The organism is Kitasatospora sp. NPDC101155 (assembly GCF_044768305.1).
Lineage (GTDB): Bacteria > Actinomycetota > Actinomycetes > Streptomycetales > Streptomycetaceae > Kitasatospora.
Window position 1 is genome coordinate 1 of record NZ_JBIWPN010000038.1, and the last position, 16,157, is coordinate 16,157.

The 16,157-nt window shown below is 72.4% G+C and carries 15 protein-coding genes; 7 read left to right on the top strand and 8 right to left on the bottom strand.

Going from position 1 to position 16,157, the window contains the following annotated elements; all coding sequences use genetic code 11:
• The first annotated feature begins 186 nt into the window (after positions 1-186).
• From ACIRYZ_RS35340 to ACIRYZ_RS35350, 3 genes are all read left to right on the top strand, one after another.
• Positions 187-1,158, top strand: coding sequence for a GlxA family transcriptional regulator (locus tag ACIRYZ_RS35340; RefSeq protein ID WP_402952276.1), 972 nt, complete (start codon positions 187-189; stop codon positions 1,156-1,158).
• Positions 1,158-1,793: a DJ-1/PfpI family protein gene (locus ACIRYZ_RS35345; protein ID WP_402952278.1), complete on the top strand. Its 636-nt coding sequence runs from the start codon at positions 1,158-1,160 to the stop codon at positions 1,791-1,793. Before ACIRYZ_RS35340 ends, ACIRYZ_RS35345 begins: the two co-directional genes overlap by 1 nt.
• Before the next feature lie 122 nt (positions 1,794-1,915).
• Positions 1,916-5,155 carry a S41 family peptidase gene (locus ACIRYZ_RS35350; RefSeq protein WP_402952279.1) on the top strand — a complete coding sequence of 1,080 codons (3,240 nt, stop codon included), beginning with the start codon at positions 1,916-1,918 and terminating at the stop codon, positions 5,153-5,155.
• Positions 5,156-5,195: 40 nt separating this feature from the next.
• Here ACIRYZ_RS35350 and ACIRYZ_RS35355 read toward each other — a convergent pair whose 3' ends face one another.
• A complete protein-coding gene (locus ACIRYZ_RS35355; RefSeq protein ID WP_402952280.1) occupies positions 5,196-5,405 on the bottom strand; it encodes a hypothetical protein in 210 nt (69 codons plus the stop codon).
• Between the two features lie 147 nt (positions 5,406-5,552).
• Here ACIRYZ_RS35355 and ACIRYZ_RS35360 point away from each other — a divergent pair, with 147 nt between their 5' ends.
• Complete coding sequence (locus ACIRYZ_RS35360; protein WP_402952282.1) at positions 5,553-6,344, top strand: phosphoribosyl-dephospho-CoA transferase MdcG domain-containing protein; 792 nt, start codon at positions 5,553-5,555, stop codon at positions 6,342-6,344.
• A 108-nt stretch (positions 6,345-6,452) separates the two neighbouring features.
• Here ACIRYZ_RS35360 and ACIRYZ_RS35365 read toward each other — a convergent pair whose 3' ends face one another.
• The gene (locus ACIRYZ_RS35365; RefSeq protein WP_402952284.1) at positions 6,453-6,668 is read right to left on the bottom strand and encodes a zinc ribbon domain-containing protein; all 216 of its coding nucleotides are present in this window, start codon (positions 6,666-6,668) and stop codon (positions 6,453-6,455) included.
• On the opposite strand from ACIRYZ_RS35365, the gene ACIRYZ_RS35370 reads away from it, so the two are divergent.
• Both ACIRYZ_RS35370 and ACIRYZ_RS35375 read left to right on the top strand, forming a co-directional pair.
• The gene (locus ACIRYZ_RS35370; RefSeq protein WP_402952286.1) at positions 6,658-7,449 is read left to right on the top strand and encodes a Scr1 family TA system antitoxin-like transcriptional regulator; all 792 of its coding nucleotides are present in this window, start codon (positions 6,658-6,660) and stop codon (positions 7,447-7,449) included. The two genes, ACIRYZ_RS35365 and ACIRYZ_RS35370, sit on opposite strands and share 11 nt — an antisense overlap.
• Entirely contained in the window at positions 7,442-7,645 is a 204-nt protein-coding gene (locus tag ACIRYZ_RS35375; protein ID WP_402952288.1) for a DUF397 domain-containing protein, read from the top strand. Before ACIRYZ_RS35370 ends, ACIRYZ_RS35375 begins: the two co-directional genes overlap by 8 nt.
• Positions 7,646-7,710: 65 nt before the next feature.
• Here ACIRYZ_RS35375 and ACIRYZ_RS35380 read toward each other — a convergent pair whose 3' ends face one another.
• From ACIRYZ_RS35380 to ACIRYZ_RS35395, 4 genes are all read right to left on the bottom strand, one after another.
• Positions 7,711-9,780 (bottom strand): phosphocholine-specific phospholipase C, encoded by a 2,070-nt coding sequence (locus tag ACIRYZ_RS35380; RefSeq protein ID WP_402952376.1) that lies wholly within the window; start codon positions 9,778-9,780, stop codon positions 7,711-7,713.
• A 192-nt stretch (positions 9,781-9,972) separates the two neighbouring features.
• Positions 9,973-10,632: a pentapeptide repeat-containing protein gene (locus tag ACIRYZ_RS35385; protein ID WP_402952290.1), complete on the bottom strand. Its 660-nt coding sequence runs from the start codon at positions 10,630-10,632 to the stop codon at positions 9,973-9,975.
• Positions 10,633-10,751: 119 nt separating this feature from the next.
• Positions 10,752-11,375, bottom strand: a complete 624-nt coding sequence (gene snpA / locus ACIRYZ_RS35390; RefSeq protein WP_402952292.1) for a snapalysin — start codon at positions 11,373-11,375, stop codon at positions 10,752-10,754.
• A gap of 314 nt (positions 11,376-11,689) precedes the next feature.
• Entirely contained in the window at positions 11,690-12,316 is a 627-nt protein-coding gene (locus ACIRYZ_RS35395; RefSeq protein WP_402952294.1) for a snapalysin family zinc-dependent metalloprotease, read from the bottom strand.
• A 265-nt stretch (positions 12,317-12,581) separates the two neighbouring features.
• On the opposite strand from ACIRYZ_RS35395, the gene ACIRYZ_RS35400 reads away from it, so the two are divergent.
• On the top strand, positions 12,582-13,556 hold the full coding sequence (locus ACIRYZ_RS35400) for a LysR family transcriptional regulator (RefSeq protein WP_402952296.1): 975 nt from the start codon (positions 12,582-12,584) through the stop codon (positions 13,554-13,556).
• Here ACIRYZ_RS35400 and ACIRYZ_RS35405 read toward each other — a convergent pair.
• Both ACIRYZ_RS35405 and ACIRYZ_RS35410 read right to left on the bottom strand, forming a co-directional pair.
• Positions 13,553-13,861 (bottom strand): hypothetical protein, encoded by a 309-nt coding sequence (locus ACIRYZ_RS35405; protein ID WP_402952298.1) that lies wholly within the window; start codon positions 13,859-13,861, stop codon positions 13,553-13,555. The genes ACIRYZ_RS35400 and ACIRYZ_RS35405 overlap by 4 nt on opposite strands.
• A gap of 523 nt (positions 13,862-14,384) precedes the next feature.
• Complete coding sequence (locus ACIRYZ_RS35410; RefSeq protein WP_402952299.1) at positions 14,385-16,088, bottom strand: ABC transporter family substrate-binding protein; 1,704 nt, start codon at positions 16,086-16,088, stop codon at positions 14,385-14,387.
• Positions 16,089-16,157: the final 69 nt, after the last annotated feature.

The following is a 16,157-nucleotide window of genomic DNA, read 5'->3' on the forward strand; positions in this document are numbered from 1 at the left end:
GCCTCCGGGGCGCTCTGACCCGGTGCCGACGGTCGGCGCTCCGGCGCTCGTGCCTCGCTTGTCGCTTCTCCCTTTCGGCACCGGCGCGCCCCTTCAGCTCGGGGCGGGATCAGCTGCGCCGGCGGTGGCAGGAAAGGTGGGAAGCAGGTCATTGCTGCCACCCCGGCCCTTTGACAGGCTGGCCGCATGAGAGCGCGCAGCGTGGTCGTCGTCCTCTACGAGGGCGTGCAGAGCCTCGACGTGACCGGCCCCGTGGAGGTGTTCGCGGGAGCGGGCGCGGCCGCCGGGCAGCCGGGCGCGTACCGGGTGACCACCGCCTCCCTCGGCGGCGGACCGGTGCGCGGCTGCAGCGGGCTGCGGCTGCTGCCGGACGCCGACCTGGCCGACGTCGGTTCGGTGCACACCCTGCTGGTCCCCGGCGGGGAGGGCACCGGGCGGCCGGACGGCGCGCTGGTGGCGCGGATCCGGGAGCTGGCCGGTCGGGCCGAGCGGGTGGTGTCGGTCTGCACCGGCGCCTTCCTGCTCGCCGAGGCCGGACTGCTGGCCGGCCGCCGGGCGACCACGCACTGGGCGTACTGCGAGGCACTGGCCCGGCGGTTCCCGGACGTCGAGGTGGCCCCGGACCCGATCCACGTCCGGGACGGGCACATCGCCACCTCTGCCGGGGTCACCGCCGGGATCGACCTGGCACTGGCCCTGGTCGAGGAGGACCTCGGCCGGGACGCCGCGCTGCTGATCGCCCGTCACCTGGTGGTCTTCCTGCGCCGGCCGGGCAACCAGGCCCAGTTCAGCACCCAGCTGGCCGCCCAGGTGGCGGCCCGGCAGCCGCTGCGCGAGGTGCAGCGGTGGATCGTCGAACACCCGGAGGCCGACCTCTCGGTCGAGGCGCTGGCCGACCGTTCCGCGCTGTCGCCACGGCACTTCGCCCGGGCCTTCGCCGCCGAGGTGGGGGTGACCCCGGGCCGGTACGTGGAGGGCGTCCGGCTGGAGGCCGCCCGGCGGCTGCTGGAGGACACCGACGACGGCATCGAGGAGATCGCCCGCTCCTGCGGCTACGGCACCCCGGAGGCGATGCGGCGCGCCTTCGTCCGGACCCTGGCCGCCCCGCCCACGGAATACCGGCGCCGTTTCCGACCGAGTCCCGCTGGAGGACACTGATGCGCATCGCCTTCCTGCTCTACGACGACTTCACCGCCCTGGACGCCGTCGGCCCGTACGAGGTGCTGTCCCGCATCCCCGGCGCCGAGGTGGTGTTCACCGCCGCCCGGCCCGGCCCGGTCCGCACCGACATGAGGAGCCTGGCGCTCACCGCGGACGCCGCCCTGGACGAGGTGGACTCCGCCGACGTGCTGCTGGTGCCCGGCGGGCCCGGGACGGAGGCCCAGCTGACCGACCCGGCCGTGGTGGAGTGGGTGCGCGCGATCGACGCCACCACCACCTGGACCACCTCGGTCTGCTCCGGCTCACTGCTGCTGGGCGCCGCCGGGCTGCTCCGGGGCCGCCGGGCCACCTCGCACTGGGTCTGCCTGGACCAGCTGCCGCGGTTCGGGGCCGAGCCGACCGGGACCGACCGGATCGTGGTCGACGGCAAGTACGCCACCGCGGCCGGGGTCTCGGCCGGGATCGACCTCGCGCTCACGCTGACCGGACTGATCGCCGGGGACCGGACCGCGGAGGCGATCCAGCTGCTCATCGAGTACGACCCGCAGCCCCCGTACTCGGCGGGCCACATCTCGACCGCCCCGGCCGGGCTGGCCGACGACCTGCGGGCGAACCGGCTGCTGCTGAGCTAGGGCCTGTCCGGCGGATCCTCGCCGGGGCCGCGTCGCGGTGCCGCTGCTCCCGCGCGCTTCGGGACGCCCCCGGCGGGACCGCCCCGGTTGCCAGGGGTGACACCCCGTCGAAGGATGGAGGGGTGACCCCGCCCGGCTACCTCCGCCACCCCCACCTGCACGGCGACCTGCTCACCTTCACCGCCGAGGACGACGTCTGGATCGCCCCGCTGGACGCGGACGGCGGCGGGACCGGACGGGCCTGGCGGGTCGGCTGCGACCGCACCCGCGTCAGCAACCCCCGCTTCTCCCCCGACGGCACCACCCTGGCCTGGACCAGCTGGCTCAGCCTGACCCCCGAGGTGTGGACCGCCCCGGTCGAGGGCGGCGAGACCCGGCGGCTCAGCTTCTGGGGCAGCCAGGACACCCGGGTGCGCGGCTGGCTGCCGGACGGCGAGGTGCTGGCCGTCACCTCCTTCCACGAGCCCTTCAGCCACTACACCTGGGCGCACGCCCTCCCGCCGGACGGCTCCCCCGCCCACCGGATGCCCTGGGGCCCGGTCCGCGACGCCCAGATGGCCCGCCGACGGACCGTGCTGCTCACCGGCTCCGCCCCGCACGAACCCGCCTCCTGGAAGCGCTACCGGGGCGGCGCGACCGGCCGGCTCTGGGTGGACGGCGAGCTGATCCTGCCCGGGCACACCGGCCACCTCGCCTCCCCGATGCCGGTCGGCGAGCCCCCCGACGACCGGATCGCCTTCCTCTCCGACCACGAAGGCATCGGCAACGTCTACTCCTGCCGCCCCGACGGCAGCGACCTGCGCCGGCACACCGACCACGCCTCCTACTACGCCCGCGAGGCCGCCACCGACGGCACCCGGATCGTCTACCAGCACGCCGGCGACCTCTGGCTGCTCGACGACCTGGACGCCCCCGCCCCGCGCCGGCTGCACGTCCCGCTCGGCGGCGCCCGGGCCGGCCGCCGCCCGTACCAGGTCAACGCCGCCTCCCAGGTCAAGGACCTCGCCTGCGACCAGACCGGGCGGGCCGGGGTGATCACCGTGCGCGGCAGCCAGTACTGGCTCACCCACAAGGACGGCCCGGCCCGCGCGCTCGCCGACACCCCGGGGGTGCGGACCCGGCTGCCGGTAGTACTCGGGCACACCGGCGAGGCGGCCTGGATCACCGACGCGCAGGGCGCCGACGCGATCGAGGTGATGCCGCTGCCCGGCCACGAGGGCCCCTCCGGGATCACGGGCGGGGAGAGGCACCACCACCGGGTGCTGGCGGCGGGCCGGCTCGGCCGGGTCCTGGAGCTCACCGCCTCCCCCGACGGCGCCCACCTCGCCGCCGCCGCCTCGGACGGGCGGCTGCTGCTGGTCTCGGCCGCCGACGGCGAAGTGCGCGAGCTGGCCGCCTCCGACTACGGGCCGGTCTCCAGCGCCCGGTTCTCCCCCGACTCGCACTGGATCGCCTGGTCCCAGCCGGCCGCCGGGCGCTCGCTGCGCCGGATCCGGCTCACCCGCACCGACGCGCCCGCGCCGATCGTCGACGTCACCGACGGGCGGTTCGAGGACGAGCATCCGGTGTTCACCCGGGACGGCCGCTACCTGGCCTTCCTCTCCTGGCGCGGCTTCGACCCCGTCCACGACGTGCACACCGGCGACCTCTCCTTCCCGCTCGGCTGCCGCCCGTACCTCGTCCCGCTCGCCGCCGACACGCCCTCCCCGTTCGCCGCGCCCGCCGAGGACGGCGCCCCGCGCGGGGACGGCGGCGGGGACGGCACCGTCCGGGTGGACCCCCAGGGCATCGGCGACCGGCTGCTGCAGTTCCCGGTGATCGCCTCCAAGTACTCGGCCACCGACGCGGTGCGCGGCGGCCTGGTCTGGCTGCGCTGGCCGATCTCCGGCACCCTCGGGCAGACCTTCGCCAGCCCCGAGGACACCTCCGGCCGCCCCTCGCTTGAGCACTACGACCTGGTTCGGGGCAGCCGCAGCACGCTGGTCGACAAGCTGGACGGCTACGCGGTCTCCGGCGACGGCGGGTCCATCGCGGTCTACTCGGCCGGGGCGCTGCGGGTGATCCCGGTCGGCGCCCCCTCCGCCGGGACCACCGTCGACCTGCGCCGGATCACCCACACCGTGCACCCGGCCGCCGAGTGGCGCCAGGCGTACCACGAGGCGGCCCGGATCGTCCGGGACCAGTTCTGGGACGAGCGGATGTCCGGCCTGGACTGGCCCGCGCTGGTCGCCCAGTACGAACCGCTGCTGGAACGGGTCTGCTCACCCGACGACTTCGCCGACCTGCTGCGCGAACTCCTCGGCGAACTCGGCACCTCCCACGCCTACGTCACCCCCTCCCGGCGCGCCGAGGGCCCCTCGCTCGCCCAGCAGCCGCTCGGCCTGCTCGGCGCCAGCGCCCACCGCTCCCCCGACGGCCGCTGGCTGATCGAGCGGGTGCTGCCCGGCGAGTCCTCCGACCCGCGCGCCCGCGCGCCGCTGGCCGCCCAGGGCGTCCGGGACGGCGACGAACTGCTGGAGATCGGCGGCCGCCCGGTGGACCGGCTGCGCGGCCCGCTCCCGCAGCTGGCCGGCACCGGCGGCACCACCGTGGAACTCGCCCTGCGCAGTGGCCCGGACGGCCCGGTGCGGCGGATCACGGTCACCCCGCTGACCGATGAACGGGCCATCCGCTACCAGGACTGGGTGGTCAAACGCCGTTCCCTGGTACGGGAGTTCAGCGACGGACGGTGCGGCTACCTGCACATCCCGGACCTGGGCGGCTCCGGCTGGGCGCAGTTCAACCGGGACCTGCGGCGGGAGCTGGACAAGCCCGCGCTGGTGCTGGACGTCCGCGGCAACGCCGGCGGCAACGTCTCCGAACTGGTACTGGAGAAGCTCACCCGGCAGGTCCTCGCCTGGGACTTCACCCGGGACCGCCAACCGGTCCGCTGGCCCCGCCACGCCCTGCGCGGCCCGCTGGTGGCGCTGGCCGACGAGGCGACCAGCTCGGACGGGGACGTGATCATCGCGGCGATCGAACTGCTCGGCCTCGGCCCGGTGATCGGCAACCGCACCTGGGGCGGGGTGGTCGGGATGACCGGACGGCACACCCTGGGCGACGGCACCCAGATCTCGGTGCCGAAGAACGCCTCCTGGTTCAACGGCGGGCTCGGCTGGTCGGTGGAGAACCGGGGCGTCGAGCCTGACGTGCACGTGCTGCGCACCCCGCAGGACTGGGCACGCGGGCGCCACCCGGAGCTGATGACCGCCGTCCAGCTGGCCCTGGAGCTGCTGGAGGACGCGCCCGCCGCGGCGCCCCCGCCGGAGACCACACCCCGGCCGGACCTGCGGCGGCCGCCGCTGCCGCCACGGGCGGGGTGACGGGTGGCGTCACCCGGTGAGGGGCGGCGTCACCCGGGGCTCATCCCCAGGGGTCGCCCTCGGCGGTCATGTCGGCGGCAGCGCGCCGGTCGGCCTCGTCCTGGGCGAGCTTCTCCTGCGTCTCCCGGGTGCGCTCGACGTCGTTGCTGAACGCGTCGGCGGCCTCGTCGTGCGCGAGCGCGGCCCGCTGGGCGGCAGCCTGCCCGGCGGCCTCGTGCGCCTTGTGTCGGAACATGTCGAAAATGCCCATGGCTCCTCCTTCGGAGGGAAATGTCGGAATACCGGGCTGCCCCCACTCTCACACCGGGTCCGCGCGGACGCACCTTGAGCCTTTGGTCCCGGCGGAACGCGCCGAAGGGCCGTAGCCGGGGACGTTCGGCGGGCGGAGGGTGGCGGTGTGAGGAACTCGACCGAGGAACTGCACGACGGGCCGCGCCGGCGGGTCGGTCCGCTGGCCGCGCTGGACGGGCGGCTGCCCGGCACCCACGACCTGCTGCTGATGCAGTGCCCCAGCTCGCTGCGCCCGCTGAGCGGCGGCGAGCTGCCGCAGTGGGCGCGGGCGGTGCTGCGGGCGCACCCGTGGGTGACGGTCGGCCGGGCGCCCTCGGTGGTCGGCACCCCGGTGGACGTGCCGTACCCGCAGCGCTGCACCCGGGCCCCGGAGGCGGCGCCCGAGCACTGGATCCCGGTGACCGCGCGCGGCCCGCGCCCCGGACAGCGGCTGGACGCGCTCGCCCCCTGGGCGGCGGTGGCCCGGACGCTGCGGCCCGAGCGGCTGGCCGAACGGCGGGAGCGGCTTGATCCGGGGAGGGTCGCCGAGATCCCGGCACTGGCCCTGCTGCCGGAGGTCGGCCGGCTGGTGGCGGACCACCGCCTCACCTGGGGCCCGATCGGCGCGGTCGGCTACGAGCTGGGCACCGGCATCCCGGTCGCCGGGCCGCTCAGCCCGCTGCGGCTGGTACTGCGCGCCCCGCACCCGATCAGCCGGAGGGACGCGCTGCAGCTGCGCCGGGCGCTGAGCAAGCTGCCGGTGCCGGTGCAGGCGGAGCTGGAGACGCGTTACGGCGCGGTGCAGCTGGCCGAGTACGCGGCGGGGGTGCACACCTTCACGTTGCTGACGCCCTACGGGCCCCGCGAGGTCCACGACCCGTGGTTCCTGTCACATGATCCTCGGCGATTCCCTCGCTGAGTCTCTTCCTGCTTCATCGGCCGCAGCCAACTCCTGAGAGTGAGGTCTTACAAGGTCTCCACCAGGCGTTTCTCCTCTCCGGGGAACTTCCCGGCGAGGGTTCCGATGTCAAGCGGTCGGTTCGGCGAGCATCGCCTCAAGCAGGTTCCGGGCCGCGTTGTCGTCCCGGTCGTGGACGGTGCCGCAGCCGGTGCACACCCATGCGCGGTCGGCGAGGGTCAGGGCGCGGTTGACGCGGTGGCAGTGCCCGCACTGCTTGGAGGATGGGAACCAGCGGTCGGCTTTCCAGACGCGGGAGCCGTACCAGTCGGCCTTGTATTCCAACTGCCGTCGCGAGTTCAGAGAAGCGCGACGCTGGACACAGGATCACCTGGCGACACTCACTGGGTACTCGGCCGTACACGTGTCCGCCGTCGAAACTGGCCGCAAGCCTTCAACTCAACGTTTCGCGAAGCGCCTTGATGTTGCGTTCGAGATCCGGGAGCGATTCGAACAGGAGTGGCGCAGGGCGGGGAGAAGTCTTCTGTTCGAAGGGTTCGCCGAGTACCTGCGCAACGAGGCCGACGCGGCGGCGATGCGGCTGTTCGAGATCAACATCATTCCGAGTCTCTTCCAAACTCCCGCCTACGCGAGGGCATATCAGGAAGCGCGAGTTCGCCGAGGTCGGGCAACTCAGCAGCAGGCCGAGGAACGACTCTCGCTGCTGCTGCATCGGCAGCAGCGTCTCGACCGGCAGCCGACGCCCCGAGTCCACGCAGTCATAGATGAGGGATGCCTGCGCCGCGTCATCGGGGGCCGCGACGTAATGGTGGAGCAGCTCCGGCACCTGGAGGAACTGGCCGTTCAACCTCAGATCGTCGTCCAGGTCAGCCCGTTCTCACTCGGGGAGGACCGACCGTTTGCGCATCCGATCACCCTGCTGACCATGCCGAACCGAGCCAGTGTCGGATACGGTGAAATGCAGGGGCGAGGCTTTCTCCAACGCGAACCGGAGGCTCTTGCCGAGTGGGCCGGTGAGTACGATCAGCTGCAGGTCGAGGCGTTGTCCCGGGCAGCGAGTCGAGAGTTCATCCGGCAGGTTCGGAGGGGTTTTGAGGATGGATGACGTGGCAGGCATCGCTTGGCGGAAGAGCACCTACAGCGCCCAGGAAGGGCAGTGCGTGGAGGTGGCAGACGGCTTCCCCGGCCAGATGCCTGTGCGGGACTCCAAGGACCCCGAAGGCCCGGCCCTCGTCTTCCCAGCCGAGGCCTGGCAGTCCTTCGTCTCCGCTGTCCGCGCTGGCGAGTTCGGCACGGTCTGACGCAACTCACAGAACGCACGAGGCCCCAACTACCCAGGGCGGGTAGTTGGGGCCTCCGTTCTCTCTCAGCCGCTGACGCTGGGCGTGCCCGTCTCCAGGTGGCCGGTGAAGCGCTGCGACCAGCTGCCGTCGACGTCCACCGTGACGGTGAAGTCGTACCAACCGTTGGTGTAAGCCACCGCGTTGAAGAAGTCGCTGACGTTGCCGCCGGCCGGCACCTGGTACGTCCAGGGGCCGTCCGTCCGGTAGTTGTTGGAGGTGATGGTGAACGTGATCGGCGTGCTGCCGGAGTTGGCCATCGCGAAGTAGACCGCCAGCTTGCCGGTGCCCGGCTCGACCGCGTACGAGGCGGTGACGGCGGCGTTCTTGCCCTGCTGGGTGAGGTCGCCGGTGAAGCGGCGCAGGAACCGGTTCGGGCCGACCACGGTCAGGTCGTACTTGCCGTTGCCGAAGCCGTTGGTGCCGCAGTTGAAGAAGTCGGTGACGGGGCTGCCGGAATCGACGGTGTACTGCCACGGGCCGCCGCTGCGGTAGGCATTGGCGTAGGCGGCGAAGTGCGCGGCCCGGGCGGCTCCGTCGTTGGACATCTTCACCCAGACGTGCATGATGCCGCTGGCGTTGGTGTCCCAGTGGTCCAGGTTGGCGTTGGGCTGGTACGGCAGGGCACGGGCCGGACGGGTGCCGGGCTCCTGCGCGGGCAGCGCGTTGTTGCCGGGCGAGGGGTTGAGCATCGGGCCGCAGGTGGACAGACCGATGGTCTGCGAGGTGTCGGGCAGCGAGGGCATGCCGTACACCGGATTGGCGAAGTCGAAGATCGAGGTGAGGTCGCCGCAGACCTGGCGGCGCCAGGCGCTGATGTTGGGGCTGGTGGCGGGCGTGCCGAGGGCGGCGGTCCACACCTCCAGGAAGCGCAGCACCGAGGTGTGGTCGAAGGTCTCGGAGTTGACCCAGCCGCCGCGGCTCCACGGGGAGACGGCGATCAGCGGGACGCGGAAGCCGAGGCCGATGTTGGTGGAGTTGTAGAACTCGCCCGCGGTGCCGGCGGGCGCCGCCGGCGGCGGGACGTGGTCGAAGAAACCGTCGTTCTCGTCGTAGTTGATCAGCAGAACGGTGGAGTTGAACACGTTGGCGTCCGCGTTCAGGGCGTCCATCACCATGTGGACGAAGTGCGCGCCGTCCTCGGGGGTGGCGTAGGGGTGCTCGGAGGACTGCTGGTCGGCGACGATCCAGGAGACCTGCGGCAGGGTGCCGTTCAGCACGTCGGCCCTGATCGCGGCGGCGATGTCGTCCGGGGTACGGCCGGTGACCTTGGGCACCGAGCCCATGCCCTTGACGGCGAGCGGGCTGCCGGCCGCGGCGCCGGTGAACTGGCTGAAGTAGGCGAGGGCGTTGTCGCCGAAGTTGTCGCCGGCGTTCTGGTAGACCTTCCAGCTGACGCCGGCGTTCTCCAGTGCCTCGGCGTAGGTCTGCCAGCGCAGGTTGGACTCGGAGCCGCCGTCGTAGGCGGGGCCGCCCGCGGTGCCGGCGGGGTCGATCATCCCGCTCCAGTGGTAGGTGCGGTTGGGGCCGGTCGCGCTCAGCACCGAGCAGTGGTAGGCGTCGCAGATGGTCCAGTTGTCGGCCAGCGCGTAGTGGAACGGGATGTCGGCGCGCTGCAGGTGGCCGAGGGTGCGGACGGTGCCCTTGGCGGACACCCAGGAGTCCATCTTGCCGCCGTTCCAGGCCTTGTGCTGGTCGGACCAGGCGTGCGAGAGGTCACCGTTGCACTGCGCCGTGGTCTCCGGGGAGCCGCTGCTGCCCGAGGGGTTGAAGGCCCACGGGTACTGGCGGAAGAACAGGCCGTTCGGCTGGTTGAAGACGCTGTAGCCGCCGGATATCTGGATGGTGGCCTTGTCGGCGAAGCCGCGGACGCCCTTGAGGGTGCCGAAGTAGTGGTCGAAGCTCCGGTTCTCCTGCATCAGGATCACGACGTGCTGGACGTCGGTGATGGTGCCTGTCGTGGTGAGCGCGGTGGTGGAGGCGGTCGCGGCGGCGGCGCTCGGGGTGGCCTCCGCGGCGCCGGTGCCGACCGCCGCGAGACCGGCCGCGGCCGCTCCGGACAGCGTGACGAACTTCCTACGACTCAACTCGGCCATCAGCCCGGTCCGTCCCTTCACTGGCGATGTTGTGTGCACAACTCGAGGCCATCGATCGCGGAGCAGTCTCCACCGCGGCCGGAGCGGCCCACCAGATGCGTGCGCCAGGTTTGTCGGACTGTTCGTCCGGGTGTCACCGAGCGACGCCGGGCTGAACGCCCGGCTGATCCGTCGAGGAGGAAATGAGGCCGGTCAGCGGTCCTTGACCTCGATGCCCAGTGCATGGGCGAACTGCGGGGCCAGTTCCAGCAGTTGGCTGGAGCTGATGACCGCTCCGCGCAGCCCCTGGTGGCCGTCCGCGAGCCCGAGCCGGGCGGCACCGCGCAGGTCCGTCTTGCTCAGCGTGGCCCCACGCAGCCGGACCTCCTCCAGCGTCGAGCCGGGGAAGGAGACCCCGGTCAGCTTCGCCTCGCCGAAGTCCACGTCGCGCAGCAGGCAGTCCTCGAACACCACGTCCCGCAGCACGGCCGACCGCAGATTGACCGCCTCCAGCTTGCAGCCGCGGAACACCACCCGGCGCAGCGCCGAGCCGTACCCGGCGATCCCGGCCAGCACCCCGCCGACGAAGGCGCTGTCCTGCCACTCGGTGTCGCTCAGGTCGCAGGCCACCCAGCGACCGGCCTGCACCCAGACCTCGTTGAACCGGGCCTGGCGCAGCTTGACCCCGCTGAGCGAGACCCCGGTGAAGGCGCACTCCAGGAAGGCCGCGCCGGCACCCGACTCGTCGGTGCGCTCACCGCCGTCGAAGTGCGCGGTGTCGTACCGCGCGTCGGCGCGCAGCGGCCCGGTGTGCGGGCGCAGCAGCTCGGCGTACGGGAGGTCGGCGAGGCGGTCGGGGACGGAACGGGACATGGCGGCGGCACCTTGCGATCGGGGGCGGACGGTTCTCGTCCGCATGCTCGCACGCGGCACCGACAAGGCCCCGGACCGACCGCGGTGGCGTGCGGCCGGCCCGAGGGGTGCTCAGCGGATCAGCCGCGCGCCCAGAGCGAGTTGACCCGACTGCGCTCGGTGCCGTTCGGGTACGGGTTGGTGCAGGACGGACCGGGGCCGCCGCCCGACATCAGCTCGCTGCACGGACCGGAGTAGTGGTCCGGCAGGCCGAGCACGTGCCCGGTCTCGTGGGCCGTCACCCGGACCGGGTTGTACTGCCGGTTCTGCTGGTAGTCGAGGAAGATGTAGCCGCGTCCGTGCCCGTCGGTGCTGGCGTAGGAGCCGCGGCTGTCGTTGCCTTCGTAGTAGCGGAAGTCGGCGGCCGAGCCGGATCGCAACTGCACGTTGCTGACCGAACTGTTCCAGATCTGCGCGGCGTTGGCGATCTGGGTGCGGAAGGACGGGGCCGAGCTGGCGTCGTAGGTGACCACGACGGTGGCCAGGCCCGGGTTGGCGGCCTGCTTGGCCTTGGCGGAGGCCATCACGGCCTGGAAGAACGCCTGGTTGTCCGCGGCCTCGGCGGCCGAACCGGCGTACGTCGAGGCGGTGTAGCCCTGTACCGCCGGGGCGGCCGGGGCGGCGGACGCCGCGGTCGCGGGCAGCACGGCGAGGCCGGCCGCGAGGGCCAGGCCGAGGGTGGCGGACAGCAAAGATCGCTTCATGTGGGGGTCTCCGATTCCTGCGGTGCCGTGGCCGGTTGGGGGCCGGCCCTGGGGGACACCTGGCGAACGGGTGATGTCCCCAGAGCTTCGGGCAGCCCGGCAGGCGGGCGGATGATGTCAACCCGCGATAGCCCCGCCCAATACCCCGGCCACCCCGGGGATTTGAGTCGACTTTTCCTTGTCTTGACTTGCCCATGCCCCTGGCATTCCGTTCCGCCGGCGGCTAGGCTCCGGGGCGGGGAAGTACCCACTGCGGCGGGCCGCCCGTTTCCGGCCGGGCGGCCCGCCGCGCCCTGATTCGCCTGGCAGTACGGTCAGTTCGCGGGCGCCACACCGTTCACCCAGAGCGCGTCGACCTGGGCGCTCTCGTTGGCGTCGGGGTGCGAGTTGGTGCAGGACGGGCCGGGGCCGTGGCCGGACATCAGCTCACTGCACGGGCCGGAGTAGTCGTCGGGCAGACCGAGCACGTGCCCGGTCTCGTGGGCGACGATCCGGAGCGAGTAGTACTCCTGGGCCTGCTGGTGATCGATGAAGATGTAGCCGTGTCCGTGCCCGTCGGTGCTGGCGTACGAGCCACTGCCGTCGCCCTCGGTGTACGAGAAGTCGCCGGTGCCGCCGGTCTCCTGGAGCTGGACGTTGTGCACCGAGCCGTTCCAGATCTGCGCGGCGTTGGCGATGTCGCCGGCGAAGGAGGGGGCATTGGTGGTGTCGTAGGTGACGGTGACGGTCTGCAGCCACGGGTCGGCGGCCTGCCTGGCCTTGGCGGAGGCCATCACGGCCCGGAAGAACGCCTGGTTGTTCGCGGCCCTCTCGGCCGAACCGGCGTACGTCGAGACGGTGTTGCCATGGACCGCCGGTGCGGCGACGGCGGTGGCGGGCAGGGTCGCGAGGCCGGCGGCGAGGGCCAGGCCCAGGGTCGTGGACAGCACGGATCGCTTCATGGGGGCTCCGAGTTCGCGGTGCGCCGGCTCGCCGGACCGGTGGGGGCCGGACCCGACGGCGGCGGCGCACGGTGGGGGCCGCCCCGGCCGGACCGGGGCGGTGTGGTGCCCCGAGCTTCGACCCACCCGGGCCGGTCGCGGATGATGTCAACCGGCGATAGCCCGGCCGCATACCGGCGGGGGTCCGTCGTGCGGCCGGTCGCCCCGCCCTTGATTTCCTGTCATGTCCTTGGCGAGGCGGCGCAGCGACGTCTATGCTCCCGTCGTGGAGCTCGACGTGAGACACCTCCGGGTGCTGTGCGCGATCGCCGACACTGGCAGCCTCCGCAAGGCCGCGCTCCAGCTCGGCATGACCCAGCCCTCCCTCACCACCCAGCTGCACCGCATCGAACGGGCCATCGGCGGAACCCTGTTCACCCGCGAGCAGACCGGCAGCCGGCCCACCGCGCTCGGCCACTCGGTGCTGTCCCGGGCCCGGCCGGTGATCAGCGAGATGGCCGCGCTGGTGGCCGCCGCCCGGCAGGAGGCCTGGGACGCCGCCGGGCCCGGCCGACAGCGGCGGCTGCGCATCGGCAGCGTCGGCAGCCGGGCGGTCGCTGCCTGGCTGCGCCGGGTGCACGAGCGGCTGCCGGAGACCGACACCACCATCCACGTCGACATCTCCGCCAGCGCGTTGCTGCGGATGGTCGCCGCCGACCAGCTGGACGTGGCCTTCGTCCACGAGAGCGAGGGCTTCCCGCTGCGGGTTCCACCGGACGCCGAGCACCGGGTGCTGATGGCCCGGGAGCCGCAGTTCGTCGCCCTCGCCGCCGACCACCCGGCCGCCGCCCGTCCGGTCGTCCACCTGGCCGACCTCGCCGAGGACACCTGGATGGTGGACCCGACCGCCGACCACGAGTACGCGGCGATGCGCCGGGTGTTCGGCGAGGCCGGGCTCAACCCGCGGGTGGTGCAGGTGCGGGACAACGCCACCGCCGCCGAGCTGGTCGCCTCCGGCGAGGCGGTCCGCCCCTGCCAGCCGACCTCGCTGCCCGGGCCCGGCACCGTGGTCCGCCCGGTGCACGGGGACCCGCTCGCCGTCCGGCTGCTGTTGACCTGGCGCCCGCACGCACTCAGCCCGCCCGCCCTGGACGCGCTGTACGGCGAGCTGCGCGCCGCCTACCTGGATCTGGCCAAGGTCAACCCGGCCTACCTGGCCTGGTTGGCCCGTCACGAACCGATGCTGCTGGGGCGTCTCTAGAGCCCCGTCGAGGCCCGGCTCTCCCGGCTGTGGATCAGCACGCCCACCACGACCATCAACGCGCGGACCAGGCCCGCCGCCAGCACCCCGGAATGGCCGAACGCGGTGCAGGCCAGCACCAGCACCGCCCCGGCCGGCGCCACCGCCTGTGCGACCGGACCGTGCTTGGTGTGCCGGGAGTGCAGGTACCAGACCGTGAGCAGGTAGACCGCGGTGGGCACGGTGACCGTCGCGGTGGTGGCGGCCGTGTCGGAGAGGTCGACGTGGTGCGGGCGGGGTGCCGCGGCGGCGGGATCACTGGCCATCGGTGCCGCTCCGGGGATCGGGACGGGGTCGGGAGCGAGCCGGGAGGGCCCGCCGTCCCCGCGCATCCTGGCAGCGGCCCGGGTCCGGCGCACGCACCGGCGCGGTGCGTACGCCGGTGTGCACGCCGGGTCGTACATCGGCATGTGCGCCCTACGGAAACCCCGTTAGGAACCCGGGCGCGATGCCCTCGCATGCCCCTTTATCCTTGCCGTCAGCCGTAGTTGACGCTTCGGTGCGCGAACCGGGTGACAGCGCGACGGGTTTCCGGGCGCGCCCCGCGCGCTGTCCAGCGACCGGCCCCGGCGCCCGGCTAGATTCGTCCCCGGTTGGAAGCGGGCGCGGGCCTTGCGGGGCCCCATGACACGGGCGCGGCCTGCGGGCAACGCGGAAGGTCAAGGCCGGTGGCAGGACAGCGGGGGCGGCAGTGCCGACCTACCCGTGTCCGCACCACCGGCCTCGTGATCACCGCGCTGCTCGCCAGCGCCAGCCGTGCGGTCGCCCTCGCCGCCACGGCGGCCCCGGCTACTTCTCCCAGCCGATCTTGCTGTAATCGATACTGCCGAGGCCGAAGGCGCCGTAGTTGGCGAGTCCCTTGCGCGCCGCCGCCACGACCGGCCGCTGGTAGAGCTCGACGGTGTGGCCGAGCTCCCAGATCTTCGCGTCCGCCTGGTTGTAGAGCTTCGCGGCCTCCACCGGGTCGACCGTTCCGGCCGCCTTCTTCAGCAGGTCGTCGATCCCCTGGCTGCCCAGGCGAGACGGGTTCTGGAAGGAGTTGTCGCCGATCGGCAGGCGGAAGTTGGCCAGGCTCTTGGAGTTCGGGAAGGAGTCGGTGTTGCGCCAGCTCGCGAGGTCGAACTTGCCCGGGGTCACGTACTTGGCGAAGAAGTCGTTCGCGGGCACCTTGTCCAGGTCCACCTTGACCCCGGCCGCCTGCCACATCGCCACCGCCGCGGTCGCGAGGTCGAACTGCGCCTGCGGGGTGCCGTCGCTGAGCACCCAGTGGAGCTCCAGCGACTGGCCGTCCTTGGTGCGCGGCCCACTGCCGGACTCCCGCCAACCCGCCTCGTCCAGCAGCTTCTTGGCGGCGGCGAGGTCGAACTTGGCCCAGTCCCCCGAGTTGTCCTGGTAACCGGTCTGGTTGGGCATGATGATGTGGTTGCCGAGCGGCTTGAACTCCACCGGCACCCCGTTGTTGGCGATCTTGATCAGCGCCGAGCGGTCGAGCGCCCTGCCAAGCGCCTGGCGGACCTTCTGATCCGCCAGCGCGCCGTTGCCGCCGAAGGAGATGTGCTGCTCGTCCCACGGGCTGGCGGTGCGGATCACGGTGTCCTTGGCGTTCTTGAGCTGCCCGTACGCGGCGGCGGTGCTCGCCGAGGCGAGGTCGATCTCGTTGTTGAGGTAGGCCTGGATGCTCGCCGACTTGTCCATCACCCGGAAGGTGATCTTGTCGAGCTTGGCCTTGGTCCCCCACCAGGCCGGGTCCGGCACCAGACTGAGGGTCTGGGCGGTCTTGTCCGCCACGCCGATCTTGAACGGGCCGGCGGTGATCGGGATCTTCTCCAGCCAGCCCTTGTTGAAGGCGTCCGGCGTGGAGATGCCCGCCGCCGGGATCAGCGGGCGGAACAGGTTCTGCCAGTCCGCGTACGGCTGCGCGAAGGTGACCTTCACCTCGGTCGGGTCGGCGCCCTGCTCGACCGCGGAGATCAGCTCGTAGCCGGACGGGTCGTTGATGTTGTACGCCGGGTCCTTGCCGTTGCTGGTCTGCCAGTCCGCCTTGAAGTCCAGGTAGCTGAGCGGCTTGCCGTCCGACCATTTGGCCTTGGGGTTCAGCTTGTACGTGATCACCTGCGGCGAGGTCGAGGCGACCTTGGCCTCCACCAGGTAGTCCGGGTTCGGCTGGAAGGTACCGGAGGCGTCGGTGCCGAACAGCGCCGGCTCCACCGCGCGGATCAGGTCCACCGTGTCGGTGTAGGTGCCGCCGTCCACCTGGAGCGGATTCCACTGGGTGATCCACTGGTCCAGCTGGAAGCGCACCTCGCCGCCGTCCTTGACCTGGTCCAGCGGCTTGGCGTTGATGTCCTGGGAGTCCTGTCTCGGCGGCTCGCTCTTGGCCACGTTGTCGGCCGAGCCGCTCCCGCCCGAGGTGCACGCGGTGACGGCGAGCGCGACGGCGACGGCGAGAACGGCCGCCCGGCAGAGGCGGCGGGTCGGGGTGGAAGCGTCCATGAGGGTCCCCCTGAGATTCGTGGCAGGAGTCGGTTCGTGGCAGGAGTTGGGTCGCACGAGGCATGACCA